The 24,379-nt window shown below is 42.9% G+C and carries 20 protein-coding genes; 16 read left to right on the top strand and 4 right to left on the bottom strand.

Features of this window, described 5'->3' with window-relative positions; translation table 11 throughout:
• The first annotated feature begins 3 nt into the window (after positions 1 to 3).
• From DXX94_RS06345 to DXX94_RS06320, 6 genes are all read left to right on the top strand, one after another.
• The gene (locus tag DXX94_RS06345; protein WP_116014627.1) at positions 4 to 630 is read left to right on the top strand and encodes an RNA polymerase sigma factor; all 627 of its coding nucleotides are present in this window, start codon (positions 4 to 6) and stop codon (positions 628 to 630) included.
• Positions 630 to 1,250, top strand: coding sequence for a hypothetical protein (locus DXX94_RS06340; protein ID WP_116014626.1), 621 nt, complete (start codon positions 630 to 632; stop codon positions 1,248 to 1,250). Before DXX94_RS06345 ends, DXX94_RS06340 begins: the two co-directional genes overlap by 1 nt.
• A 323-nt stretch (positions 1,251 to 1,573) precedes the next feature.
• Positions 1,574 to 2,830 carry a serine hydroxymethyltransferase gene (gene glyA, locus DXX94_RS06335; protein ID WP_116014624.1) on the top strand — a complete coding sequence of 419 codons (1,257 nt, stop codon included), beginning with the start codon at positions 1,574 to 1,576 and terminating at the stop codon, positions 2,828 to 2,830.
• A gap of 479 nt (positions 2,831 to 3,309) precedes the next feature.
• A complete protein-coding gene (locus DXX94_RS06330) occupies positions 3,310 to 4,392 on the top strand; it encodes a 3-deoxy-7-phosphoheptulonate synthase (RefSeq protein WP_116014622.1) in 1,083 nt (360 codons plus the stop codon).
• 102 nt (positions 4,393 to 4,494) lie between these two features.
• Positions 4,495 to 5,622, top strand: a complete 1,128-nt coding sequence (gene tyrA / locus DXX94_RS06325) for a bifunctional chorismate mutase/prephenate dehydrogenase (protein ID WP_116014621.1) — start codon at positions 4,495 to 4,497, stop codon at positions 5,620 to 5,622.
• A 304-nt stretch (positions 5,623 to 5,926) separates the two neighbouring features.
• Entirely contained in the window at positions 5,927 to 6,469 is a 543-nt protein-coding gene (locus tag DXX94_RS06320; protein WP_116014619.1) for a thioredoxin family protein, read from the top strand.
• A 109-nt stretch (positions 6,470 to 6,578) separates the two neighbouring features.
• Here DXX94_RS06320 and DXX94_RS06315 read toward each other — a convergent pair whose 3' ends face one another.
• Positions 6,579 to 7,229, bottom strand: a complete 651-nt coding sequence (locus DXX94_RS06315; protein WP_116014617.1) for a hypothetical protein — start codon at positions 7,227 to 7,229, stop codon at positions 6,579 to 6,581.
• A 160-nt stretch (positions 7,230 to 7,389) separates the two neighbouring features.
• Positions 7,390 to 8,043: a hypothetical protein gene (locus DXX94_RS06310; RefSeq protein WP_116014616.1), complete on the bottom strand. Its 654-nt coding sequence runs from the start codon at positions 8,041 to 8,043 to the stop codon at positions 7,390 to 7,392.
• Between the two features lie 323 nt (positions 8,044 to 8,366).
• Here DXX94_RS06310 and DXX94_RS06305 point away from each other — a divergent pair, with 323 nt between their 5' ends.
• Both DXX94_RS06305 and DXX94_RS06300 read left to right on the top strand, forming a co-directional pair.
• Entirely contained in the window at positions 8,367 to 9,437 is a 1,071-nt protein-coding gene (locus DXX94_RS06305) for an efflux RND transporter periplasmic adaptor subunit (protein WP_116014614.1), read from the top strand.
• On the top strand, positions 9,437 to 12,532 hold the full coding sequence (locus DXX94_RS06300; RefSeq protein ID WP_116014613.1) for an efflux RND transporter permease subunit: 3,096 nt from the start codon (positions 9,437 to 9,439) through the stop codon (positions 12,530 to 12,532). Before DXX94_RS06305 ends, DXX94_RS06300 begins: the two co-directional genes overlap by 1 nt.
• A 79-nt stretch (positions 12,533 to 12,611) precedes the next feature.
• Here the strand turns inward: DXX94_RS06300 and pheA are convergent, their stop codons facing one another.
• Complete coding sequence (pheA, locus tag DXX94_RS06295) at positions 12,612 to 13,787, bottom strand: prephenate dehydratase (RefSeq protein ID WP_116014611.1); 1,176 nt, start codon at positions 13,785 to 13,787, stop codon at positions 12,612 to 12,614.
• A 273-nt stretch (positions 13,788 to 14,060) separates the two neighbouring features.
• Complete coding sequence (locus DXX94_RS06290; protein WP_116014609.1) at positions 14,061 to 16,472, bottom strand: penicillin acylase family protein; 2,412 nt, start codon at positions 16,470 to 16,472, stop codon at positions 14,061 to 14,063.
• A gap of 365 nt (positions 16,473 to 16,837) precedes the next feature.
• On the opposite strand from DXX94_RS06290, the gene DXX94_RS06285 reads away from it, so the two are divergent.
• From DXX94_RS06285 to msrQ, 8 genes are all read left to right on the top strand, one after another.
• Positions 16,838 to 17,203, top strand: a complete 366-nt coding sequence (locus DXX94_RS06285) for a hypothetical protein (protein ID WP_116014607.1) — start codon at positions 16,838 to 16,840, stop codon at positions 17,201 to 17,203.
• A gap of 305 nt (positions 17,204 to 17,508) precedes the next feature.
• Complete coding sequence (locus tag DXX94_RS06280) at positions 17,509 to 18,144, top strand: nucleotidyltransferase family protein (protein ID WP_181901494.1); 636 nt, start codon at positions 17,509 to 17,511, stop codon at positions 18,142 to 18,144.
• A gap of 159 nt (positions 18,145 to 18,303) precedes the next feature.
• Positions 18,304 to 18,834: a (2Fe-2S)-binding protein gene (locus DXX94_RS06275; protein ID WP_116014604.1), complete on the top strand. Its 531-nt coding sequence runs from the start codon at positions 18,304 to 18,306 to the stop codon at positions 18,832 to 18,834.
• Positions 18,835 to 18,836: 2 nt separating this feature from the next.
• The gene (locus DXX94_RS06270) at positions 18,837 to 21,095 is read left to right on the top strand and encodes a xanthine dehydrogenase family protein molybdopterin-binding subunit (RefSeq protein ID WP_116014602.1); all 2,259 of its coding nucleotides are present in this window, start codon (positions 18,837 to 18,839) and stop codon (positions 21,093 to 21,095) included.
• 238 nt (positions 21,096 to 21,333) lie between these two features.
• Positions 21,334 to 21,882, top strand: coding sequence for a DUF2058 domain-containing protein (locus tag DXX94_RS06265; RefSeq protein ID WP_116014600.1), 549 nt, complete (start codon positions 21,334 to 21,336; stop codon positions 21,880 to 21,882).
• A gap of 95 nt (positions 21,883 to 21,977) precedes the next feature.
• Entirely contained in the window at positions 21,978 to 22,376 is a 399-nt protein-coding gene (locus DXX94_RS06260) for a glutaredoxin family protein (RefSeq protein ID WP_116014598.1), read from the top strand.
• 206 nt (positions 22,377 to 22,582) lie between these two features.
• Positions 22,583 to 23,599: a protein-methionine-sulfoxide reductase catalytic subunit MsrP gene (msrP, locus tag DXX94_RS06255; RefSeq protein WP_116014597.1), complete on the top strand. Its 1,017-nt coding sequence runs from the start codon at positions 22,583 to 22,585 to the stop codon at positions 23,597 to 23,599.
• A gap of 49 nt (positions 23,600 to 23,648) precedes the next feature.
• A complete protein-coding gene (gene msrQ / locus DXX94_RS06250) occupies positions 23,649 to 24,236 on the top strand; it encodes a protein-methionine-sulfoxide reductase heme-binding subunit MsrQ (protein WP_116014595.1) in 588 nt (195 codons plus the stop codon).
• Positions 24,237 to 24,379: the final 143 nt, after the last annotated feature.

Here is a 24,379-nt window from a genome sequence, read left to right as displayed (position 1 = left end):
CATATGATACAGTTAGTTGCTAATAATAATGATTATTCAGTAATACCCAGTGCTAGCACATCTGAACGTGCGTCAGTGTTACCTGAAAATAGTCGTATTCGCTGCACTAATCACCGTCCTAAGGAAAGTCTTTTGAGCCACCAGCAAACCTTCATGCAATGGATGGATTCGCATGAAAAAATGCTTAAACATATCATTATGGGCTTTGAGGCTAAGCCAGCAATTCAAGAAGAGCTCTTTCAGGAAATCGCGCTTAACATTTGGCAAGCCTTACCTAAATTTAAAGGCCAAGCATCGGTAAAAACCTTTGTCGCTAAAATTGCTCACAATATTTTAGCCACTCATGTAGCTAAAGCCGTTCGAACGGTAAAAGCCGATAGCGAACTTGATGACCAACCACTGACTGATGGCAGTTCAACCCCTTACCAGTCTCTTGATAAAGCGCAAAGACAGCAACGTCTTAGACAAGCCATTCGCCAGCTTAACTTCGAACAACAGCAAATTGTGACACTGGCGCTTGAAGGTATGAGCTATCAAGAAATGGCGGATATTTTGTCGATTAGCGTCAATTTAGTTGGCGTTCGTTTGCAGCGCGCCAAAACGGCCTTGATGAAGTTGTTGGAGGCATAATGACAGATAAGCAGCTAACCGACGTTGAATTACATGAGATGCAAACTAGCGAGCCGAGTGTACTAGACGAACAGTGGTCAGAATTAGTTGACGACTGGCAATCACAACCATACGAAAAAGTTGATATTACTCAATTGGTTAAGCAATTGAAAAAGCGTACGCTAGCAGCAAAAACAGTACTAGGGCTTGATGTACTGGCAACAATTTCATTGTTTGCTGCTCTTGTTTACTCGCTGAGCGAGCAAGTTATTGACTGGGCAACCGTCATTTATTTGAGTTTTGGCGCATTTGGGTCACTGATTTATACCGTCATCGAGTTCAATATTCGTATTAAAACTTGGCGCATGGATGCCAGCGACCCTAAACAGGCGTTTGAAAAAAATATCAGTGGTATTAAAGGGGCGATTCAATATGCCAACCTTTGGCTAATTAGTTGCTTCGCTATATTGCCGATTGGTAACTGGTATATCTGGGAAGTTTCCAAAACCAGTGAGAAGCCGATATGGCCGGCATATTTGTTTGCTAACTTGCTAATTGTCGTCATGTTAGTGGGTGCCTACCTTTACAAGCGCAAACGGGTTAAAGAACTTAATGAGTTAAATAAAATAATAAATGGTTAAATATTTTTTAATTGATTTTAATTTTTTATTTTCAATAAGGGTTGAATTAAATTCTTTTTATAGTACTCGAGCCTCTTTTTTATTCTGTTTTTATTCTCTTTTTTATTAGGTATAGTTAGCTAATCTCCTAGCGCAATGTTTCGCTTAGAGGCGCAATATATTTCGCTTAGAATTACTGCATATAACCAAGTTGTTCCCTGCAAATATATTGGAATAAACGAGCGCACAAATTTCGCTGGTTTATCGTGTACAAATTACCCTAGTTCGGGCAGAATATTCTGCCTCAAAATCATTATCAACGTTATCACTGTAGAGGATAAAACATGCTGACTCGGGATATGAATATTGCTGATTTCGATGCGGAATTATGGCAGTCAATGCAAGATGAAGTAGCACGCCAAGAAGCTCACATCGAATTAATTGCCTCAGAGAACTACACCAGCCCACGTGTACTTGAAGCGCAAGGTTCACAACTAACTAATAAGTATGCCGAAGGCTACCCAGGTAAGCGTTACTACGGTGGTTGTGAGCATGTTGATAAAGCAGAGCAATTAGCGATTGAGCGTGCTAAAGAATTATTTGGTGCAGATTACGCGAACGTGCAACCACACGCGGGTTCACAAGCTAACGCTGCAGTATTCCAAGCATTAGTGACACCAGGCGCTAAAGTGTTAGGTATGAGCTTGGCTCACGGTGGTCACTTAACTCACGGCTCACACGTTAACTTCTCTGGCAAATTATACGAAGCAATTCAATACGGTTTACATCCAGAAACTGGTGATATCGATTACGAAGAAGTTGAGCGTTTAGCGCTTGAGCACAAGCCTGAGATGATCATCGGTGGTTTCTCTGCATTCTCTGGTGTTGTTGATTGGGCACGCATGCGTGAAATCGCAGATAAAGTAGATGCTTACTTTATGGTGGATATGGCACATGTTGCAGGTCTTGTTGCTGCTGGCTTGTATCCAAACCCAGTACCACATGCTCATGTTGTTACCACAACAACTCACAAAACACTAGCGGGCCCACGCGGTGGCTTGATTGTTTCTGGTTGTGGTGACGAAGACGTTTACAAAAAACTAAACTCTGCGGTATTCCCAGGCGGCCAAGGTGGTCCATTAATGCACGTGATTGCTGCAAAAGCTGTAGCGTTTAAAGAAGCATTACAGCCTGAGTTTAAAGCATACCAACAAGGTGTTTTAGATAACGCCAAAGCGATGGTATCTGTGCTTCAAGAACGCGGTTACAAAGTTGTGTCAAATGGCACAGAAAACCACTTATTGTTGTTAGATCTCATCGATAAAGATATCACTGGTAAGGATGCTGACGCAGCCTTAGGTCGTGCACATATCACAGTAAATAAAAACTCTGTGCCAAACGATCCTCGCTCACCGTTTGTTACCTCTGGTTTACGTTTAGGTACGCCAGCTATTACGCGCCGTGGTTTTGGTGTTGAAGAGACTAAGCAGTTGACGGGTTGGATTTGCGATATTTTAGATGATATTGAAAACGAAGACGTTAACGCTAAAGTTCGTGAACAAGTTCAAGAAATTTGTTCACGTTTCCCTGTATATGCGTAAAGTGCATGCCTAAGCTCTGCGAGTAAGATATAGGCAAAACGCAATATTAATTGCGTTAACTGTGTTGAAAAAGGTCACTTCGGTGGCCTTTTTTATTGCCTAAAGTATGGTGCCAAATAAGAGGGTGTAATTATATGTGTACATTTGCTGAAAATAAAACTTTACAACTGTGACGGTGCTGGCTATCATGGCCTCAAATTAGCTTAGGCTAGCAGTAACTTAAACAGTGAAATTATTATTTCGTTGTGCAGTTCTTTGTAAGCCAAGACACTATTCAATTTGGTTTAAAGCCAAACAGATCAACTGAACATACTGAGCACTATTGAAATGTTAAAAAGTTATCGATATTACCGCTCTACCTCTTTTTGTAAGGTAAGCGTTTAAACACCAAAGCCCGCAATTTAGGCTTTTTAACGCGTCGCTTACTGACACCTTTACTCTATAATTTATTTTAATTAACGACTTCACTGGAAACGATTATGGGCACACAACCACATGTAAAGACCTTGAACGACATTCACGTTAATGCCGAAGAGGTATTGATCACACCTGAACAATTGCGCAACGAACTACCGCTAAGTGAAGAGGGGCGTGAATTTGTTAAAGCTTCGCGTCGCACGATTTCAAACATTATTCACAAGAAAGACCATCGCTTATTAGTGATCAGTGGTCCATGTTCAATTCACGACATTGAAGCGGCGAAAGAGTACGCCCGTAATTTAAAAGCAATGCATGACAAATACCAAGACAGCTTGTTTGTTGTGATGCGTGTTTACTTTGAAAAGCCAAGAACAACTGTTGGCTGGAAAGGATTAATTAACGACCCACATATGGATGGCTCATTTGATGTCGAAACAGGTCTGAGCAAAGCTCGCGAGTTACTGATCTACTTAACAGAGCTTGGCTTACCACTCGCAACAGAGGCGCTAGACCCAATTAGCCCGCAATACCTAGCGGAGCTATTTAGCTGGTCAGCCATTGGTGCGCGTACTACAGAATCTCAAACTCACCGTGAAATGGCCAGTGGTTTATCTATGCCGATTGGCTTTAAAAATGGTACCAATGGTAGCTTAGATGTTGCCATTAATGCGATGCACTCAGCAGCCTCATCACACCGTTTTATGGGGATTAACAAGCAAGGACAAGTGGCGCTTATCAAAACTTCTGGTAACCCAGATGGTCATGTGATTTTACGTGGTGGTAAGCAACCTAACTACGACTCAGTCAATGTTGCTTTATGTGAGCAAGACTTAGTGAACCAAAAACTTGAACCAGCAATCGTCGTTGATTGTAGCCACGGTAATTCAAACAAAGACTACAGCCGCCAACCATTGGTTGCAGATAATGTGGTTAACCAAATTTGTGAAGGCAACAAGTCAATTATTGGTATTATGTTGGAAAGCCATATCAATGCTGGCAATCAAAGCGCAAATTTACCAAAAGATGAGCTGAAATACGGTGTGTCAGTCACTGATGCTTGTATTGATTTTGCAACAACAGAGGCATTGTTTGCGCAAGCCGATGCTAAATTAGCTGGCGTGTTAAAAGCAAGAATTGCCTAATTGGCATTCTTGTTGTTGGCAAATTCTCAAATCGCCCATGCGAATGCAAGCAAGAAAAAACACGAAACAAATACGAAAAAATAAGTTAACAACGATAAGCATATGAAAGATATCACTGAAGCGCTTGCGCAATGCCGTGCTGAAATTGATCAACTAGATAGTGAGCTAGTCCAGTTATTGGCAAAACGCCGTCAGGTGACTAGTCGGGTAGGTGCGCTAAAAAGTGAAGTTGGCATGCCAATTTATGCCCCAGATCGCGAAGCGAGTTTAATTGAACAGCGTCGCAAGCAGGCTAGTGAGCAAGGTGTAAATCCTGATCTTGTGCAAGACATCTTGCGTCGAATTATGCAAGATTCCTATTCAAGCCAAGATGAAAGTGGCTATCGTTGTGTTAACCCTGATTGCGGTGAAGTGGTTGTTATTGGCGGTCAGGGCCAACTCGGACGTATCTTTGTTGATTTGTTTACTCGCTCTGGTTACACAGTACACATTATTGAAAAAGATGATTGGGATCACAGTGAAGCGATTCTAGCCAAAGCTAGCTTAGTGATTGTTGCTGTGCCAATTCGCTTTACGGCGATGATTATTAAAAAATTAGAGAATTTACCTTCGTCATGTATTTTGGCTGATGTGACCAGTGTTAAAGAGTTTCCTTTGTATGAAATGTTAAACGTGCATCAGGGACCTGTTCTTGGTTTGCACCCAATGTTTGGCCCTGATGTTGGCAGTTTGATCAAGCAAACCATTATTTCCTGTGAAGGTCGTGGTAGCGAACATTACCAATGGGTACTTGAACAATTTAAAGTGTGGGGCGCAACTATTTACCCTGTATCTGCAAATGAGCACGACCGTGCGATGGCAATGGTGCAAGTAATGCGTCACTTTTCCACAATTGCCTACGGTTACCATTTAATGACGGAAGGTGCAGACTTGCAGCAACTTGTTGATATGAGCTCACCGATTTATCGCTTAGAGCTTATTATGGTGGGACGTTTGTTTGCGCAAAATCCAGAGCTATATTCGGATATTATTTTTTCCAATAGCGATAACATTGCTATGATGAAACGCTTTGCTTACCGTTTCTTAGAGTTGTTGGAAGACGTAGAAATGGGCGATAAAGAAGCTTTCGTCACAATGTTTGACCAAGTTTCAGCTTGGTTTGGTGATTACGCCAATATATTCTTAGCTGAAAGCAAAGGCATGTTAGCTAAAGCCAATGAGATAAAATAAGGTTACAATGGCAGCATAAGCTAGGGCGTGTTGGACTTTCAGGGTTGTTTTTGCAGCAGTCTGTTTGGGGTTTGTACAAGGCGGCACTTGTGCAGTGTAGTCATTCTCCATAAGCAAGTGCCAACACAGTAGAAAACTCAAACAGACGCTGCCCCTTTTGATTTATTAGATTGGGTTCATCTAAACGCTTCCTGCTCATTGTTGCTCGCTTTTTACATAGAACGACTATGCGACAAAGCGAGCGCCGCGATCAGAAAGCGTTTAGAATGAACAAAATTCAACCTCGAAAGTTCAACACGCCCTTATGACAATTAAAAAAATTATGCTGCCTTTCCATTCAAAATTATCACAATACTTAGTTGTAGGGTTAACCGTCATTCTACTCGCTGCTTGTCAAACAACTGCTGATTCATCTTCTTCTACTAAAGCACAACAAAACCATCACAAAGCCTATATCACCGGCGATGTTACCGAACAAAAGCTGTTTAAAGACTACCCATATTTTGCGAAGGGTTACCAAAGTTACCAGCTTAGCCAGCAGCAAGTGGCGCTAGTGAAAAGCCTGCCGAGCAACATTAGCTTAGATGTTTACTTTGGTGCTTGGTGTCATGATAGTCAGCGCGAAGTGCCACGCTTGCTAAAAGCCTTGAGTGTAAACCCAAACATAACAACCAAGTTAATCGCACTTGATATTCGCAAACAAGAACCACAAGGCCGAGCTACAGCTTCCGGCGTTAAATACACGCCAACTATTATTGTTAAACAAGATGGCGAGGAAGTCGGACGTATTATTGAGCGACCAAAAACAAACCTTGTTGCAGATATTCTGTCTTTTGTACGTTCATAGCGGTTGTGAAAGCTAGCGAAGCAGAGGCTTCTGTATAAAGCATTCAAACAAAAGGCCAATCATACGATTGGCCTTTTAGTCTGTATAGCTATGTGTTTTATGCGCTTAGCTAGAAAACAAACGCTAAGCCAACAGAAATTGATGTGTCGATATACAGAGTATCGTCAAACTCTGCCGCGCAAATACTTTGTTCACAAAAGAAGTCGTCATCATCGTCGGTCAATGTGGCATAAGTTCTTATTTCGGTAACAAATGCTAATGTCGGCGAAAATTCGTAGCGTGTACCGATGGCTATTGTGGCTGACGGGTATAGCCCACTTTCATAATCGCTATCCATAAATGTACCGCCTAAACCTAGCGAGAAGGTCGTGACATAGTTTTGCTGACGAAATTGTGCAACACCGCTAAAGTGTGCGTAGAGCAGGGTTAGATCTTCAGTTGTGCCATCGATTTGGCTATCAAAGTCATGTTTCACATAATTGATCAACACTTGCCCTTGACCGTTTGGCGAATCTTGCCAAGAAAAAGCAATCCCTAAATGAGCGTCATCTGACATTGCGATATCACTACCGTCGGCAGCGCCAATGTCAGAGCCAAACATATAACCAACGTAAGGCGTTATTTCATTACCGTTAACGTCACCAGCGCGTTGCGCATTAGCGCTTAAGCTAAAGCATGCAAGCAACAAACACATTAAACGAGCCGTGAAGCTAGTTTTGTCATTTTGTTGCCAGCGTGGCAGCCAGCTAAAACTATTCATACAAATCATCCTTTTTTAGTTTTTATGCTTTTATTTATAGGTGCTTTTTATCGTTACTTTTTATCGGCACTTATTATAGTTTTTATTTAATTTATTGATCTTGCACTAAGTAGTCAGCATTGCATTGCCTTAACAGGATTACAAGTATTTAGGCGTGCAATTAATGACTTAGTAGCTGATTTTTTGTTTCTAAAGCAATCGCTTGTAGTACATACGCGCCAACGATACTCATTTGCTGCTCACTCGCGAGATGCTCATTTGTCAGTGTCAGCTGTTGCGCAATCACTTCGTGGCTTGGCTCGCCGCTAGCGGTTAACGTGATGAACAATTTATCTAGCATTAACTTGTTGATGTTTAACTGGAACTCACTACGACCCATTAGGCCCAATTGTCGCTCAAGCGCTGGCTTTACTAGCGTATCTAGCTGTGTTGTTAAATTGGCGAGTGCCTGCTGTGCACCTTGCTGAGGAAGTAAAACAGTCGCATCCCCAATTGTCATTTGGGTTACTTGTACAACGGCTTTCTTTAAACTGCGTTTTTCGTATTGCCAGCTAATGTTAGTTAGCTGTATCGCTAGTAGTTCGTCGGTGTTTTCAATGGGTAATAGCAGTTTAACGCTGCCAATAAAGCCTGAATCTTCAGCTGCTTTCGTTGATAAATCGCTAAGTGAAAACTCGCTTCCTTCTGGCAACTGCTGATTAATGGTGACTTGATATTCGGTTAAATATTGATCCATTGACTGGCTGGCGGCATACCACATTAAGGCGCCGAGTGTTGCGAAAGCGGCAAAGGCAAGAGCAGCTAATTTATTCACGTTAACTTCTTATTTTTTAAGGTAAGAGGCTGGATTATATACCCAAACGAAATCGCTAGGCGAGTTAAAATAGGCAAGGGAGGACTAAGCATTTTGAAATAGTTGTGCCAAAACAAAACAAGCTGAAATAAGCGACTAACTAAACAGGTCTAGCATGGCGAGCACTAATCGCAAAAGCCAAAATGGCAGGGCATTAGTGCTAGTTCATCGAGGGGGAATTAACGTTTTTTCGGTTAACGTCCTATATTTTCAGATGAATAACATCGTTGCCGAACTTGAACTCCGGTATATTTTCACGATTAAATTTTCATGCTTAAGTTGTTATGTCTAGCTCTATAAAAAGTCGTTTACCTTTTATTTTTATCTTTGGCTTACTTGCTGCGCTTATTATCACTATTAATTGGCCTGCAGAGCAGGGCGAGAAGAAAAGTCGTCAGCGCATTGTGCCAGTAAAAACTGCCGCTGCTCATACTGAAGAATTTAAAGATGTGATTGAAGCTCTAGGTAATGCTCGTGCCAATGAGCAGGTACTGATCACTTCAAATTATTCCGACATTGTCGAAGAAGTCTCTTTTCAAGACGGTGAAATTGTTAAAAAAGGCGATATTTTAGTTCGCCTGAATAACCAAGAAGAGGCAGCGAAAGTAAGAGAGTTAGAGGCCAACCTAGCAGAGTCTGTTGCTCAGTTAAATCGCTTTCAAGATCTATTAACTAAAAGAGCAACATCGAAATCGCAAGTTGACCAGCAAGAAGCGCAGACCAAAGCAATTGCCGCTCAGCTGTTAAGTGCCCGTACAAAACTCAATGAACTGACCATCTCGGCACCTTTTGATGGCGTGCTAGGTTTTCGTGAAATCAGTGTTGGCGCGTTTGTACAATCAGGCGATGTGATTACGTCACTTGACGATTTAAGTACGGTCAAAGTGGATTTCTCAGTACCTGAGCGTTTTTATACCACGATTGCGGTCGGACAGGCGATTGAGGCAACTAACACTGCATACGACGATAAAGTCTTTATGGGTAAAATTGTCTCAGTTGATCCGCGTATTGATAATGCAACTCGCATGGTAAAAGTACGTGCGGAAATTCCTAATTCTGATTATGCGCTGCGCGCAGGTATGCTATTAAGCATTAACGTTGAACGCAGTGTTGAACAAGTACTGCAAGTGCCAGAAAGTGCCATTATTCCAATTGAAGACAACCACTACGTGTTTGTTGTTAATGATGGTAAAGCGATGCGTAAACAGGTAATTGTTGGCCGTCGTAAGCCGGGTATGGTGGAAATTAAAAGTGGTTTAGACGAAAACCAAGCAGTCGTGGTTGAAGGGGCACTTAAACTCAGAGGTGGAACACAAGTGAAGGTTCTTGAGCCGAAAGTACAGGAGCCATCATAGTGATTTTATCTGACTTATCAGTTAAACGTCCGGTCTTTGCCACGGTTGTCAACCTGCTCATTGTCACCTTCGGTGTTGTTGCGTTTTTTCTATTACCGCTGCGTGAATACCCTGACATTGACCCACCAGTGGTTAGTATCAATACCTCATACCCCGGTGCATCAGCGGCAATCATTGAAACTAAAATTACCCAGCTCTTAGAGGATCGCATCAGTGGTGTTGAAGGGGTTAAAAATATAACTTCAACCAGTCGTGTTGGTCGTTCTAGCATTACCATTGAGTTTGAGCTAGACCGCGATATTGATTCGGCGACCAACGACGTGCGCGATAGAATCTCGCGTGCACTTCGCCAATTGCCAGAACAGGCAGATCCGCCAGAAGTGTTTAAATCTGACAGTGACGCCAACGTAATTGTTTGGTTTGTAATGCAAAGTGACACCATGAGCACCTTGCAACTTACTGACTATGCCGAGCGTTATATTGTTGACCGCTTTGCTGTGGTAGACGGTGTTGCACAGGTGCGTGTTGGTGGCGGTCGCACCTATGCGATGAAAGTCTTTTTAGATCGCGTTGCTATGGCGGCACGCGGTGTCACGGTAGATGATATTGAAACCACATTACGTGCGCAAAATGTTGAGTTACCGGCGGGTGAAATTGAGTCAGTTGATCGCGACTTTTCTATAAGGGTCGAGCGCAGTTATCGCTCAGAAACAGACTTTGCTCGCATGGTGGTTGCCAAAGGTAGCAATGGTGAGCTAGTGCGTTTAGCTGATGTTGCTCGTGTTGAGGTGGCTGCGGAAGACGATGAAAACATGTTCCGCGGTAACGGTAAAAACATGGTCGGCCTTGGCATTATTAAACAGTCGAAAGCCAATACCTTAGACGTGGTAAAAGCGGCGCGTGCTGAGATGGGAAAAATTCGCGAATCACTGCCAACAGGCACTACCATTCGCAACAGTTACGACTCGTCAGTGTTTATTCAAGGCTCAATCGACGAAGTGTACAACACCTTGTTCATCGCCATGATGATGGTGATTTTGGTGATCTTCTTGTTCCTAGGCAATATTCGCGCAACCATTATTCCTGCGGTCACTGTACCTGTGGCACTGATTGGCTCGATGATGGCGTTATCAGCACTGGGCTTCTCCATCAACCTACTTACTTTGCTGGCGTTGGTGTTAGCTATTGGTTTGGTTGTGGACGATGCAATTGTGGTCTTAGAGAACATTTATCGCCGTATCGAACAAGGACAAACGCCATTAATGGCCGCCTATGAAGGTGGGCGTGAGGTTGCCTTTGCGGTAGTGGCGACGACATTAGTGTTAGTAGCTGTATTTGTGCCGTTGATTTTTATCTCCGGTAATATGGGCCGGTTATTCACTGAGTTTGCCTTAGCGATTGCTGCGGCGGTTGTGTTTTCAAGTATCACAGCATTGTCGTTAACGCCTATGCTGTGTTCAAAAATGCTAAAACACCGTGAGCGCAGTTCTTCGTTTGGTCAGCTACTTGATAAAGGCTTTGCCCGATTAGAAGCAAGTTATGCTAATGCGTTAAAAAGCTCAATTCATCAGCCAGTATTGTTAGTTGCCATTGTTATTGCTTCGCTATACGCCGTGTATAGCCTATTTCTGCAATTGCCTAACGAGTACACGCCAAAAGAAGACCGAGGCGATCTGTTTATTATTATGAACAGTGCCGAAGGGGCAAGCTACGAAAGCAATGTTAAGAACATGCAGCAGATTGAGAGTAAGCTATTAGCGTATCAAGAGCGTGGCGAATTAGACCGCGTGCTAGTACGTGTGCCAGGGTTTGGTGGCTCAAGTGGTATTGCCATTGTTGGTTTACCTAAATGGGACGAACGTGCGTTTTCAACGGCTGAATTTGCGGGTCGAATGAATGGTGAATTGTCATCGGTAACCGATGTGCGAGCGTTTGCTATTATGCGCCAAGGCCTGCGCGGTTCAGGCAATAGTCAGCCAGTAGAGTTTGTGATCCAAGGAAACACTTACGAAGAGTTAGCGAAGTGGAGAGATATTGTTGTTGCCAGAGCGCAAGAAAATCCTAACTTACAAAGCGTGCAAAGTGATTACAAAGAAACGTTCCCTCAGTTGCTCGTGGAAATAGATCACAACCGCGCTTACGACTTAGGTGTACCAATTGGTGATATCGGTAAAACGCTTGAAACTATGTTGGGTCAACGCCGCGTTACTACATTTGTTGACCGTGGTGAAGAGTACGACGTTATCTTGGAAGGTGATGAAGCTGATTTTGCTAGCCCGACTGATATCAATAACGTTTATGTGCGCTCGCGTGAAACCAATGAACTTATCCCACTTTCGAACTTAATTACAATAAGAGAAAATGCGACATCATCGCGTTTGAATCGCTACAACCGTTTGCGCAGTGTCACGATTACTGCCAACTTAGCTGACGGTTACTTACTCGGTGATGCGTTGGACTTTCTCAACCAAGTGGTACGAGATGAACTGCCGGATGAAGCGCAAGTGGATTACAAAGGTCAGTCATTGTTATTAAAAGAATCAGGCACCTCTATTCTGTTTATTTTCGCACTGGCTCTATTGATCACATACTTTGTACTGTCAGCTCAATTTGAAAGTTTTGTTCATCCATTCGTTATTTTATTGACTGTACCCTTAGCGTTAGTGGGCGCACTTGCCGGACTAGAATATATGGGCATGAGTCTGAATATTTACAGCCAAATTGGTATTGTTATGCTAATTGGTTTAGCGGCGAAAAACGGTATTCTAATTGTTGAATTTGCGAACCAGTTACGTGACAAAGGCGAAGCGTTTGAAACGGCATTAATTCACGCTTCTCAGCAGCGATTACGCCCTATCATAATGACTACTTTCACGACTGTGACTAGTGCGATTCCTTTAGTGATGGCACAAGGTCCGGGCCATGAAAGTCGCATGGTGATTGGTGTGGTGATTTTTGCCGGTGTATCGCTAGCCAGTATCTTCACCTTATTTGTTGTGCCTAGTGCATACTATTGGTTGTGCCGAAATACCGGCTCACCAGAAGCGATTGCACATGAGCTAGATAAACTGCAACAGCAAGAGCAGCAAGGTTAATTGAATAAGGCGCTAAAGAACAAAAAAGGCACGCTGATTAGCGTGCCTTTTTGTTAGGTGTTTTCTATATCAAATACGATTAGATTTCTGCAGCCGGTACGCTGGTTGGCGAAATATGTTCGATAGGGTAGCAGCCTAGCACTTTGATAAACTTAGTTAGCTCGGTTAATTCACCGATAGCTTCTTGCATTGCCGCTGATTTAAGGTTGGCTTCCACATCAATATAAAACATTTCTTCCCACGGGCGACCTTGAATAGGGCGAGACTCTAATTTACACATGTTAATGCCTTTCTCTTTAAGCACTAATAAACACTCCACCAAGGCACCTGGCTTTTGACCTGTTGCTAGAATAAAGGTCGTTTTCGCAGGAATTTGCTCAGCAACATCAACTGGCTTTCGTGCGACAAGAATAAAGCGGCTATGGTTTTCATCCTGATTGGCAATGGATTTTTCTAAGGCGTGTAACTGGTACAAGTGGCCACCTTCTTCACTGCCAATAACTGCAACCGTTTCATCTTGTAATTCATAGACTTTTGCCATCGCATCGGCTGTGCTATCGCAATATTCAATACGAATGTCGTGTTGCTTGTCTAAGAAGTTACTGCACTGTGTAAATGGTTGACCGTGTGCGTAGATGGTTTTGATATTATCTAAACGAGTATTAACCGCTGTTAGCAAGCAATGCTCAATGGGTTGCGTGATTTCGCCAACGATTGCAAGGTTAGTATGTTGCAGCAGATCGTAAACCTCATTGATACTACCAGAGCTTGTATTTTCAATGGGTAGCATGCCGTAATCAACGTGGCCAGCTTCAACCTGTTGCATAATGTCGGCAAAGCTTTGACAGCCTGATTCAATAATTTTTTCCGCGCGGCGTGAGAAGTAACGATGACTAGCAAGGTAGCTGTATGAACCCTTGTTGCCTAAGAAGGCCACGCTGACCATCGGCAATTGTAAGTTAGGGTTAGTTAAGGTTTGCAAGTATGCCTGCTGGTTAAGCACTGAATCTTCAATAATGGTTTGGAACACGCTGGTCACGTAGTGGGCATCTAACCCTAGTTCTTTACCTTGTTTTATCAAACGAATCAGCAATTCTTGCTCACGCTGTTGATCTCGTACTGGACGTACCTGGTGTGCTTTACTTTTAGCAACATTAAGTGTGAGCGAACGGCGCTTGGCAAAGAGCTTGAGCAATTGCTGGTCGGTTTCTGTAATTTGTGCTCTTATTTCGTTTAGGTCTAATGATTGCTCCACGTTGACTCCTTTGCTTTAGCTTGTTGCTAATATAGTACCGTTAATAAATAGGTAAAAAAAAACCTCCAGTGTGGAGGTTTTTCGGGTTAATTTTTGCCGCAAAAAACGCTCCTCAACGAGAGAGGATAAAAAACAGGCTAAAGAAACGAGTGCCTGATAAAACGTTTTTGATTGCGCTTTTTACCGCGCTTTCAATAGCGGAAGTAATCTTCATGGCTTTAATGTATCGACAGTCCTACTAGAGTTCAAGCACTATTTTTTAACTACAAATGCCTAATATGGTAGCAACGTTAGTGTATAGCGAGTTTCACCCGGTAAAAATGGGCTAGGTTTACCTGCTACCCAGTCGCTATGCCCTTTGCCAAAATATGGGCTCCAAGGATGACCAGCCTGGCTGGTAGGCATATGAAAAATGCCAGACTCTTCATGCCCAGGCGAAACGATCATACGCTCTGACGCGCCAAAGCTGCCGCCATCAACTCTTGGCATGAAGCCGTCGCCAGGTAATGGCTCTGCTGGCATGTTAAGGTAATTGCCGAAAATAGGGATAGCGCTACTCAGCGGGTGTTTAATCTCAGCGGCATTATGTTGGCCCCATGTGGCATCTGCAAGGCTTTGTTGCTTGGTAATTTCATTAAGCGCTTGGTCTAACGACTCTGTTAGTAGTGTTTGCCAGCTCATGTCTTGTGCTAGATAGCCCACAGGTTGTTCAGTCACTAGTTGCCAAAGTGGCTCTTCTAGAGAATTTCGCACGGTTTTTAGTGAAAAGTTTTTATCTTGCTCGCTAAGGTAGTTTTCTAGTGATGTAAATACTTGAGTTTTGACCTTAGATTTAAATGCTTTAACGATGCGGTAGCCAACGGAATCAATACTGGCCATCAGTGGCTGCTGACTGATAAAAGGGAGAGCTGCTTGCCAATGAGGATTCGCGCTTAGTGCGGGCTCAATTAATATTTGGTCTAGCAACAGTCCTTGCCAGCGCGACAGGTAAATAGCTTCTGTATCAAGTGCAATATCGAGTAAAGCTTGTTCGTCGAACGCTTGTTGTTCAAATAGTCTAGTTTTAATTTGCCCGGCGCGAGCACCCAGTGCGTAGCCGCCATTACCGATATGCTGGTACATCTGGCCGCCGACAACACGAGAGTTGGCCGTCCACAGTCGTTGTTGTGCTGGTGAGATAACCTTAGGGTAATCTTCAGGGGCTAAGTAACCTTTCCAACTAAACTCGCCAGTCGACCAATCTTCTGGTAGTTCTCCTATGTCACCGTGTTTTACTGGAATTTGCCCCATTATTGTCCAAGCGATATCGCCTTGGCTATCGGCAACCATTAAGTTCTGTGCTGGAATACCTGCACTTGCTGCAATCTTTACAGCCTGTTCAACATTAGTGGCTGTTTCCAATTTTATATGCGCTAAGTTGACCGCGTTTGTATCGTGAGCCACCCAGCGATATGCCAGTAGATTGCCGTTTTTATCTTCACCAATCACCGGCCCCCAAACGGTTTCTTGCGTTTGAATTTCGACGGTTTTTTGATTTTTGACAGCAATCATGTGATTGCGCTGGGTAAAGTCCTCAAAGCCACTTGGTGTTAGGTATTGGCTTTTGTCTTTGTTTGTTTTAAGTAGGACGACGTCACTCCAGTCGCCGTAGCTATTAGTGAAGCCCCAAGCAATATGTCCATTACTGCCAACGATGACATTAGGCGTGCCAGGCAAGGTCGCGCCTGTTACCTTAATCGGACTGCCATCTTGCAACTTGTACTTTAATGATGCTCGATACCAAGTGTTGGGCACACGAAGCCCTAAGTGCATATCGTTTGCCACAATTGCACTACCCGTTTTGGTGAGTGCGCCAGATACGGCCCAGTTGTTTGAACCGACAAAGTTTTGTTCTGTTAGTTGTTTGCTAATAAAGGAAAGGGGTGCTTGTGTTTCTTTATTATTTGCGTGAGAAGTGTTCAAGTCAGATGATATCGCTGCTGGAAAGCTAGTTGGCATAGCAGCCTGCGGCATTTGCGTGCCATCTATTGCTGCATCCCACTGTGTACCTTTAGGGTTTAAAAAAGCAAAGAGGTCTTCAGGTAATGATTGCTGCATAGCGAGAAGACTTAACTCGCGTTCACCGCCAGCGTACTGTAAATCAAGGTACATGCTAAATACGGTCAGTATGGTATCTTCCTCTTGCCAGAGCACTGGGGTTTGTCGCAGTAACAAATATTCGAATGGATTCGCACCAAGTCGTTGAATACCTTGATTAACGCCCCGAGTATACGCTTCAATCAGTTCAAATTCGTTCTTAGGAAGCTTATTGATAATTGCTCTGGCACGCTCTCTAAAACGGTGTAAACGAATTTTTTTATCATAATCAAGGGCAACTTCACCAAACAAGCTAGAAAGCTCACCCGCTGAGTTTCGGCGCAGCAGATCCATTTGGAAAAAGCGCTCTTGGCCATGAACAAAACCAAGTGCCATAGCGGCATCCAAACGGCTGTCGGCTCGGATTGTTGCGATACCGTATTCATCACGAGTGATTTCAACTTTTGCGTTAAGACCGTATAGCGCGGTATTGCCGTCTAGTTGCGGTATCGCATTGTAAATGCTGCTGTATATCCAGGCTGATGCGGTAGCTAGAATAAATACCAGCAAAATGACACTACCCAGTAAAAAAGGTTTGATTTTGTTCATCACTAATTATTGTTATTTAGTTTGGGTTTTGAGCTTAGATTACTGCGATTTGTCGAGATGTGCACGGAAAATGCGGTAAAAAAGCGAGTTTTTCATGCAATTTGTTGACATAAGTTAATGTTTTTGCTTAGGTTTAAAAATAGTCAGTAATTCAATGGTATTTTGGGCCCGACAAATGACATAATGTGGCCTCGTTGTAACACCACTGTAGTGAAACACTGCTAAGTTACTAAAGTTGTTAATTTGGATATTGTTAACGTGACTATGGTTGATCATGGAGGAATTGTCTGTAGAAAGGAAGTCTTTAGCCGGTAGCTAAATAGGATTACTTTTAACGCAACGAAAATAACAATAACGGAGTTTGCATGTCAGACAATTTTAATCGCTACATACAATTAGGTGAGTGGTGCTTTGAGCTTAAAATGGTTAGGGCACTTAAAGTAGAAGAATATGGTAAGCCTTATGGAGCTATTGCCAACTGCAATATTAATGGTGATTCCATGTATATCGACGGCTTAGTAACCAAAGATGGTGAAGAGTTTACCAAAGATGACTTTATGACCTTTCACCAGTTTACTGAAATGCTTGGTTTAGATAACTTTTCTTACCATAGATACCAAGATGGGCGCTCGGTTACACGGGAAGTAAAGGTTAGAAAAACAGCTCAGCGAAAGGCTCAGAGAAAAAATATTGAAACTCAAGATCCTGAGTATATAAAGTTAGTTCAATAGCTAGCTAGCTTGCTTTATTTTTATCTATCGATATTCAACAATATCTAGTCATTTATTGGCTAGGTGTTGTTTATTTATTTTGAGGTGATTTATCACTTCCTGGTTTTGCTTAAAGAGTTAGGCAAATTCCATAAAGCGTGCTCACCCGTTGCAAACAGCCCAAATTCTGAAAGCTTTTATTTACCTACTATAATTTTCATACCTTTTTTATTACAACTATTATCGCTCATGCTACTTTATAGCGCACCATTATTTGACCTATCAGTATGTGAAATAATGACATATCAGGTAAGTGGGTATTTCATGTGAAGATCGCAACTAAAGATTTTGCTATTTTAATTTTGGCCGCAGGTAGCTCCTCACGTTTAGGACAAGCTAAGCAGCTAGTTAAAATCGATGGTGAATATCTACTAATCCGCCAAATTAAACTCGCCTTAAAGCTCAGCAATAACGTAACTGTTGTTATCGGTCATGAAGCTGAAACTTACCAAAAATTATTAGCGCCTTTGCCGGTGAACATAATTGAAAATAGCAAGTGGTCAACGGGAATGGGTTCCTCAATTGCTTGCGGGGTTTGCAATATTATCAATGCGTCTAATGCTAGCGGTCTGTTACTAATGCTAGTGGATCAGTGGCAAGTCACTGAGCAAGATATTGCGAAGTTGATTACTGGACACTCAATGGGAGAGCAACTTGCAACCATAAGCTGTTGGACTGAAACAGACAATAATTCCGTTGAATTTGGCCCGCCAGTGATATTCTCGCAAGCGCTTTTTGATCAACTTAGCAAGCTAGACGGTAAAGAAGGTGCAAAGTTTGTGCTGGCTAAATTGCGAGCTCAAAGTAAGCAATTAGTCGAGCAGATTGAGCTTACTAACGCAAAAGCCGATTTAGATACGCCAGAGCAACTCAGAAAACTGCAATTTCAACGCAAAGCTTAAACATATCAGCCAGTTTTGGCGTATAGTTATAGCTGTCAAAGTAACCTTTCTATCCTTTAGAAAGGTAAGCTAAAAATAATAAAATCAATGATGTAAAGTCAATGAAACAAAACATAGCAGTACTGATAACAACCTAGTGAAGCTATCAAGGAAGCAAACATGATCACCTTAAATGTAAACGGTCGCGCGCACCAATATAGCGATGATGAAAATATGCCGCTATTGTGGGCGCTGCGAGATATTCTTAATTACACAGGTACTAAGTACGGTTGCGGTAAAGGGCTATGTGGCGCTTGTACCGTTCATTTGAATGGCCAACCTGTGCGCTCTTGTGCCACCCCAGTCTCGGCTGTTAATGGGCAAAAAATTACTACCATTGAAGGCTTATCAAGCGATGGTGACCACCCTGTTCAACAAGCGTGGCAAACACTGAATGTGCCACAATGTGGTTATTGTCAATCGGGCCAAATGATGTCTGCGGCTGCGTTACTTGCAACGAATCCAAACCCTAACGATGCGCAAATTGAACAAGCCATGAGTGGCAACATTTGTCGTTGTGGCACTTATGAAAGAATTAAAAAAGCGATTCATTTAGCGGCAGATTTATCAACAAGTACCGCGAATGTCGACGATTTGGCTGTTGATGTTGGTTCAACTGGCAAACTTTCAACCGGTAAACAAGGGGCATAACAATGGCAACGAAAAATAGTGTTGAAAATGTTAGCCGTCGCTCGTTTTTAAAAAACTTGGGTTTAGGCTCTGGAGCTTTAGTGCTGGCGGTTAATTTTCCAGAAGTAAGCGGTTTGCCAAAAGCCTTTGCCGCTCCAGCTAGCACTAAATTTGAACCAAGTGTTTATGTTCACATTAATGCCGATGATACTGTTGGCATAATTGTTCACCGCTCAGAGATGGGGCAAGGGATTCGCACCAGTATCCCTATGATTGTGGCAGACGAGCTAGACGCAGATTGGCAAAAAATTAATGTTATTCAAGGTCTTGGTGACAAAAAATATGGCAGTCAAAATACCGATGGTTCACGCTCTATTCGTAATTTTTATCAGCCATTAAGAGAAGCGGGCGCTACCGCTCGCACTATGCTCGAGCAAGCGGCAGCAAACCAGTGGCAAGTACCTGTTGACGAATGTTATGCCAAGGCTAATCAAATTATTCACAAACCGACGGGTAGAACTGCCAGTTTTGGTTCTCTAGTGGCGGTTGCTGCTACTTTACCAGTGCCAGATCCAATCTCGCTTAAGCTGAAAAGTAAAGCAGAGTTTAATTTTATTGGTAAATCCGATATCCCGCTTGTTGACGGTCATGATATCGCCACAGGTAACACCACATACGGTTATGATGTGCAATTGCCCGACATGGAATATGTGGTTATTGCACGGCCACCTGTGCTTGCCTCAAAACTGGTAAAATTTGATGCCAGTAAAGCGAAAAAAATCTCAGGTGTGATTGATGTAATTGCGCTGGAAAACCTGGAAGAGCCGCCATTGTTTAAACCACTAGGCGGTGTTGCCGTGGTTGCCAGCAATACTTGGGCGGCAATGCAAGGTCGTGATGCCTTGGAAATTGAGTGGGAAAACAGTAGCCACGCAAGTTATGAAAGCGAGGAGTATAAAAAATCCCTAGCAGCAAGTTGCGATGCGCCTAGTGCGGTTCTGCGTAAAGCAGGTGATGTTGATGCTGCGCTAGCCAGCGCAGATAAAGTTTTTGCAGCTGACTACTATGTGCCTGAGCTCATTCATGTGCCGATGGAGCCGCCAGCTGCTGCTGCACATTACCATGATGGTGTATTAGATATTTGGGCTTGTACGCAAACGCCACAATCGGCGCAAGGTACAGTGGCGCAACTGTTACAAGTGCCACCGGAAAACGTTAATATCAATGTCACCCTGTTAGGTGGTGGTTTTGGTCGAAAATCCAAGCCTGATTTCATTGTAGAAGCCGCTATGATGTCAAAACTGCGCGGTAAACCAGTGAAAGTGTGCTGGACACGTGAAGACGAAATCCAAAACGGTTACTACCATGCGGTTAGTTATCAAAAGCTGAAAGCGGGTTTGGATAACAAGCACAAGGTGACGGCTTGGCAGCATAATGTTGCCTTACCAACTATTAGCTCAACCTTTGCCAAAGGTGCTGATGTTATTGCCTTTGAAGCTGACTTAGGCTTAATTGATATGCCGTACGATATTTCGAACGTGCAATGTGCTGCGGGTAAAGCGACTGCTCATACGCGTATCGGTTGGCTGCGCTCAGTGACGAATATCAACCAAGCATTTGCAGTCTGCTCGTTCGCTGATGAACTTGCCCATGAGGCGAAAACCGATCCAAAAGACTACTTATTAAGCTTGTTAGGTAATGATCGTCATATTGATCTTGCAGCGCAAAATGCTAAATACGGTAACTATGGCTCTGACATTAAGCAATATCCTATCGATACAGCACGCTATAAAAATGTCGTTAATCGTGTTGCGAATATGGCTAATTGGGATAAGCCTCGAAAAGCTGGCTCGGCATTGGGCATCGCAGTTCACCGTAGTTTTGCCACCTATGTTGCTTGTGTAGCTGAGGTTAGCGAGCAAAACGGTAAAATCAAAGTCGATAAAATGTGGTTTAGCCTTGATTGCGGCACCGCAGTTAACCCAGAGCGTATTCGCTCACAAATGGAAGGCTCAGCAGTGTTTGGTATTTCGCTAGCTTTTTATGGTGAGCTGACTGCTAAAGACGGTGTGATTAATCAGACCAACTTCCATGATTACCCGGTTGCGCGCATGACGGATACGCCAGTAACCGAGATCGATATTGTTGATAGCGATGCACCTCCTGGCGGTATTGGCGAGCCTGGGGTACCACCAGTAGTGCCAGCAATTACCAATGCGATATTTGCTTTAACGGGTAAACGCTACCGCGACTTACCACTTGCCAAACAAGGTATTGTATAGCGATTGTTCGTAAGCCTTTATTCAGATTTAGTCTGCACTAAAGCGAATTAAACTCTACTAAATTAAGGCCGTTAGCTATCACTAGCGGCTTTTTTATGTCAAATAACCCTGCCATATAACCAACTTTTTTGTCTGATTAGTCGCGCACTAAACCTGAATTTTGTACACTAACCGCCAGAAAAATTATGCAAACTTTTGGCTTGCCCAAAGGTTTAACGTATTGAGTAAAGGGTAGGTTATGGCCTCATTGCAAGATCAGCTATTAAAAGCGGGTTTAACAACTAAGCAGAAAGCGCGACAAGCCAATAGTGACAAGCGCAAAAAGAACAAACAAAAACGTAGTGGCGCACAAGTTGAAGCCAGTATGCAGGAGAAAGTTAAACAAGACATTGCTAAGCAAAAAGAACAAAAACTTGCGAAAGATGCAGCATTAAATGCCGAGAAGCAAGAGCAGTTAGCCGCGAAAGAATTACATCAACGTATATTGCAAATTTTAGCGCATCATCAAGTCAAAGATATCGACGGTGAAGTGGAATACAACTACACCTTTGGTACTAAAGTGAAAAAGCTATTGGTCAATGAATTAACGCAAAAAGCCTTAGTTAACGGCCGATTATCTATTTGTGGTTTAGATGATGTCACTTATGTGGTTACCAAAGAAACTGCCGATAAGCTGGCGACGCTTGATGAAACCGTGGTGCTGCTCAGCAACGATAAGGTTGAAGAATCCGTTGATGAAGACGACCCGTATGCAGCTTATCAGATCCCAGACGATCTGATGTGGTAACAGCAGCACCAAGCAAAACATGTAAAGCACATTACGCCAAGCAAGTACATAACGCTTACAGACGAATTACTTTTCCAATTATTTAAGGTAAACCTATGAAATTATTACGCTGGTTAGTTGGCCGAATTGTTATTTTAGTTAACTTTCTGACCCAACCTAAATCACCTAAATTAACCACGCAGCGCCAACAGGAAATTGCAGAGCTGACTAAAAATTTAAGCTTGTATCATCTGCCAACTTGTCCGTTTTGCGTGAAAGTGCGTCGTGCGATGAAGCGAGAAGGTATTGAGTTACCGTTAATGAATATTAAAGATAATAATTACGCTGTACGCGAAGAACTTATTAACGGCGGTGGCAAGCCAACCGTTCCGTGTTTGAAAATTACAGATGCTGGTGAAAAGAAGGTCGAATGGTTGTACGAATCTGATGATATTATCGCTTACTTGCAAAAAACTATTCAGCAAGGTGCGCAACAGCCAGCAAAGGCGGCATAGGCTTTTCTAATCAATATTTAGATTGTTGATCACCTCCAGCAGCAACAGGCGCATAGAAATAATCTGAGTGAATTGAAAATTAATTCACTCGTGCGCGGTCTACAATTACTATAAGCACCTATTTTGTGGGTCGCGTTAAGTTAATCTTGCTGGCTTTAAGTTATATATGCTGACTTTAAGTCAGCATTGTTGTATCTGGAGGTTGTATGCTGATCAAATCAAAAAAATCTTATCAATTAACGGATAATGATGTTACCGATGAACAAGTCTATGTTAATCGTCGTCAACTGTTAAAATCTATGGGATATATTGGCGCAGGCACATTGCTTAGCCAATCGATTGCCCGCTCAGCAAGTGCAGCGCCATTCGATTTTTGGGGCGGCTCCGACCAAGCAAGCTTTACTCAGCAAGCGTTAAACTATCAAAAAGCTCCTGCAACAGACGAGTTGCTAACTCCGGAAGCTAAAGTTACCAGTCACAATAACTTTTATGAATTTGGTTTAGATAAAAGTGATCCTGCCCGTAATTCCCAAGGGCTAAAAGTCAAACCATGGCAACTTACCGTTAGTGGCGAAGTCAGTAAACCTATTACCTTAGATTACGATGACTTATTCAAGAAGTTCCCGCTGGAAGAACGTATCTACCGTCTGCGCTGTGTTGAAGCTTGGTCTATGGTAGTGCCTTGGGTTGGTTTTTCGTTAGCGGATTTGATTAAACAAGCAGCACCAACGTCGAAAGCTAAGTATGTTGCCTTTGAAACTTTATACGATCCTGAACAAATGCCGGGTCAGCGTAGTCGTCGCATCGGTGGTGGCATTGATTACCCTTATGTCGAAGGACTCCGTTTAGATGAGGCGATGAACCCGCTGACCATGCTAAGTGTTGGTTTATACGGAAAAACCTTACCACCACAAAACGGTGCGCCAATTCGTCTAGTCGTGCCATGGAAGTATGGCTTTAAAAGTATTAAGTCAATTGTTTCGATTAAGTTGGTTGAGAAAATGCCGCCAACGACATGGAATATTTTAGCTCCTAACGAATATGGTTTTTACGCCAATGTGAACCCAGATGTATCGCACCCGCGTTGGAGTCAAGCAAGCGAGCGCCGCATTACCACAGGCGGCTTATTTGCCCGTAACCGTATAGCGACACTGCCGTTTAACGGCTATGGTGAAGAAGTGGCGCATTTATACAAAAACATGGACTTAGCGCGTTACTACTAATGCGCTTGCTCTTCTTAACCTAGTGATCCTCATTTAGCGAGCGTTTTAAATGATTGTTGTAGTTAAAACCCTTGTTCACCTTGCCGCCGCCTTACCTTTACTTTGGCTTTATTACGGTGCTGTTAACGATACCATTGGTGCAGATCCGGTGGAGCGTGTGATTCACTTTACCGGCATAGGAGCACTAAACATTTTGCTAATTTCGCTGGCAATCACACCGCTGGCAAAACGCTTCAAAAAACCTGTGTTGCTCAAGTTTAGACGTCTATTGGGTTTGTGGGTATTTACTTATGCGTTATTTCACCTGCTTAATTTTCTGTTCTTTGAGTTGCAGTTTGATTGGCGTCTGTTTGTCGATGAAGTGATTGACCGTCCTTATATTACTGTGGGTATGTTTGCCTTTGCGATATTACTGCCACTGGCGGTAACGTCTTGGAGTAAAATAAAACGCAAAATGGGCAAAAGTTGGCAGCAACTGCACAACTGGGTGTATATCGCCGCTGTCGCGATTTGGGTGCACTTTTACTGGTCGATAAAATCAGATATCTATGAACCGGGGTTATATGCTGTCGGACTCATTTGGCTGCTTACACTGCGTAAAGATCGCATTAGTCGCTGGTTATTTAAGCGTAAATAACTTTTGGCATGCGTTGGATTTTAACCCGAGTTTAGCGCGCACTTTGCACCACTTTACCTGAGAAAATTGCAACTAGTCGCAAAATTTACTAAAACTCATCGCACATGGCTTGTTGTTAACATTTTTTCAATATAATGTTGTTG

The sequence above is a fragment of the Thalassotalea euphylliae genome (genome assembly GCF_003390375.1).
Taxonomy (GTDB): domain Bacteria; phylum Pseudomonadota; class Gammaproteobacteria; order Enterobacterales; family Alteromonadaceae; genus Thalassotalea_F; species Thalassotalea_F euphylliae_A.
The sequence above is the reverse complement of the archived record's forward strand: the minus strand, read 5'-3'. Positions and strand labels throughout refer to the sequence as shown.

Excerpts from the sequence above, each read along its gene's own strand:
- DXX94_RS06345 (WP_116014627.1), top strand. The coding sequence starts at position 4 with ATGATACAGTTAGTTGCTAATAATAATGATTATTCAGTAATACCCAGT.
- DXX94_RS06340 (WP_116014626.1), top strand. The coding sequence starts at position 630 with ATGACAGATAAGCAGCTAACCGACGTTGAATTACATGAGATGCAAACT.
- glyA (WP_116014624.1), top strand. The coding sequence starts at position 1,574 with ATGCTGACTCGGGATATGAATATTGCTGATTTCGATGCGGAATTATGG.
- DXX94_RS06330 (WP_116014622.1), top strand. The coding sequence starts at position 3,310 with ATGGGCACACAACCACATGTAAAGACCTTGAACGACATTCACGTTAAT.
- tyrA (WP_116014621.1), top strand. The coding sequence starts at position 4,495 with ATGAAAGATATCACTGAAGCGCTTGCGCAATGCCGTGCTGAAATTGAT.
- DXX94_RS06320 (WP_116014619.1), top strand. The coding sequence starts at position 5,927 with ATGACAATTAAAAAAATTATGCTGCCTTTCCATTCAAAATTATCACAA.
- DXX94_RS06315 (WP_116014617.1), bottom strand. The coding sequence starts at position 7,229 with ATGAATAGTTTTAGCTGGCTGCCACGCTGGCAACAAAATGACAAAACT.
- DXX94_RS06305 (WP_116014614.1), top strand. The coding sequence starts at position 8,367 with ATGTCTAGCTCTATAAAAAGTCGTTTACCTTTTATTTTTATCTTTGGC.
- DXX94_RS06290 (WP_116014609.1), bottom strand. The coding sequence starts at position 16,472 with ATGAACAAAATCAAACCTTTTTTACTGGGTAGTGTCATTTTGCTGGTA.
- DXX94_RS06285 (WP_116014607.1), top strand. The coding sequence starts at position 16,838 with ATGTCAGACAATTTTAATCGCTACATACAATTAGGTGAGTGGTGCTTT.
- DXX94_RS06275 (WP_116014604.1), top strand. The coding sequence starts at position 18,304 with ATGATCACCTTAAATGTAAACGGTCGCGCGCACCAATATAGCGATGAT.
- DXX94_RS06270 (WP_116014602.1), top strand. The coding sequence starts at position 18,837 with ATGGCAACGAAAAATAGTGTTGAAAATGTTAGCCGTCGCTCGTTTTTA.
- DXX94_RS06265 (WP_116014600.1), top strand. The coding sequence starts at position 21,334 with ATGGCCTCATTGCAAGATCAGCTATTAAAAGCGGGTTTAACAACTAAG.
- DXX94_RS06260 (WP_116014598.1), top strand. The coding sequence starts at position 21,978 with ATGAAATTATTACGCTGGTTAGTTGGCCGAATTGTTATTTTAGTTAAC.
- msrP (WP_116014597.1), top strand. The coding sequence starts at position 22,583 with ATGCTGATCAAATCAAAAAAATCTTATCAATTAACGGATAATGATGTT.
- msrQ (WP_116014595.1), top strand. The coding sequence starts at position 23,649 with ATGATTGTTGTAGTTAAAACCCTTGTTCACCTTGCCGCCGCCTTACCT.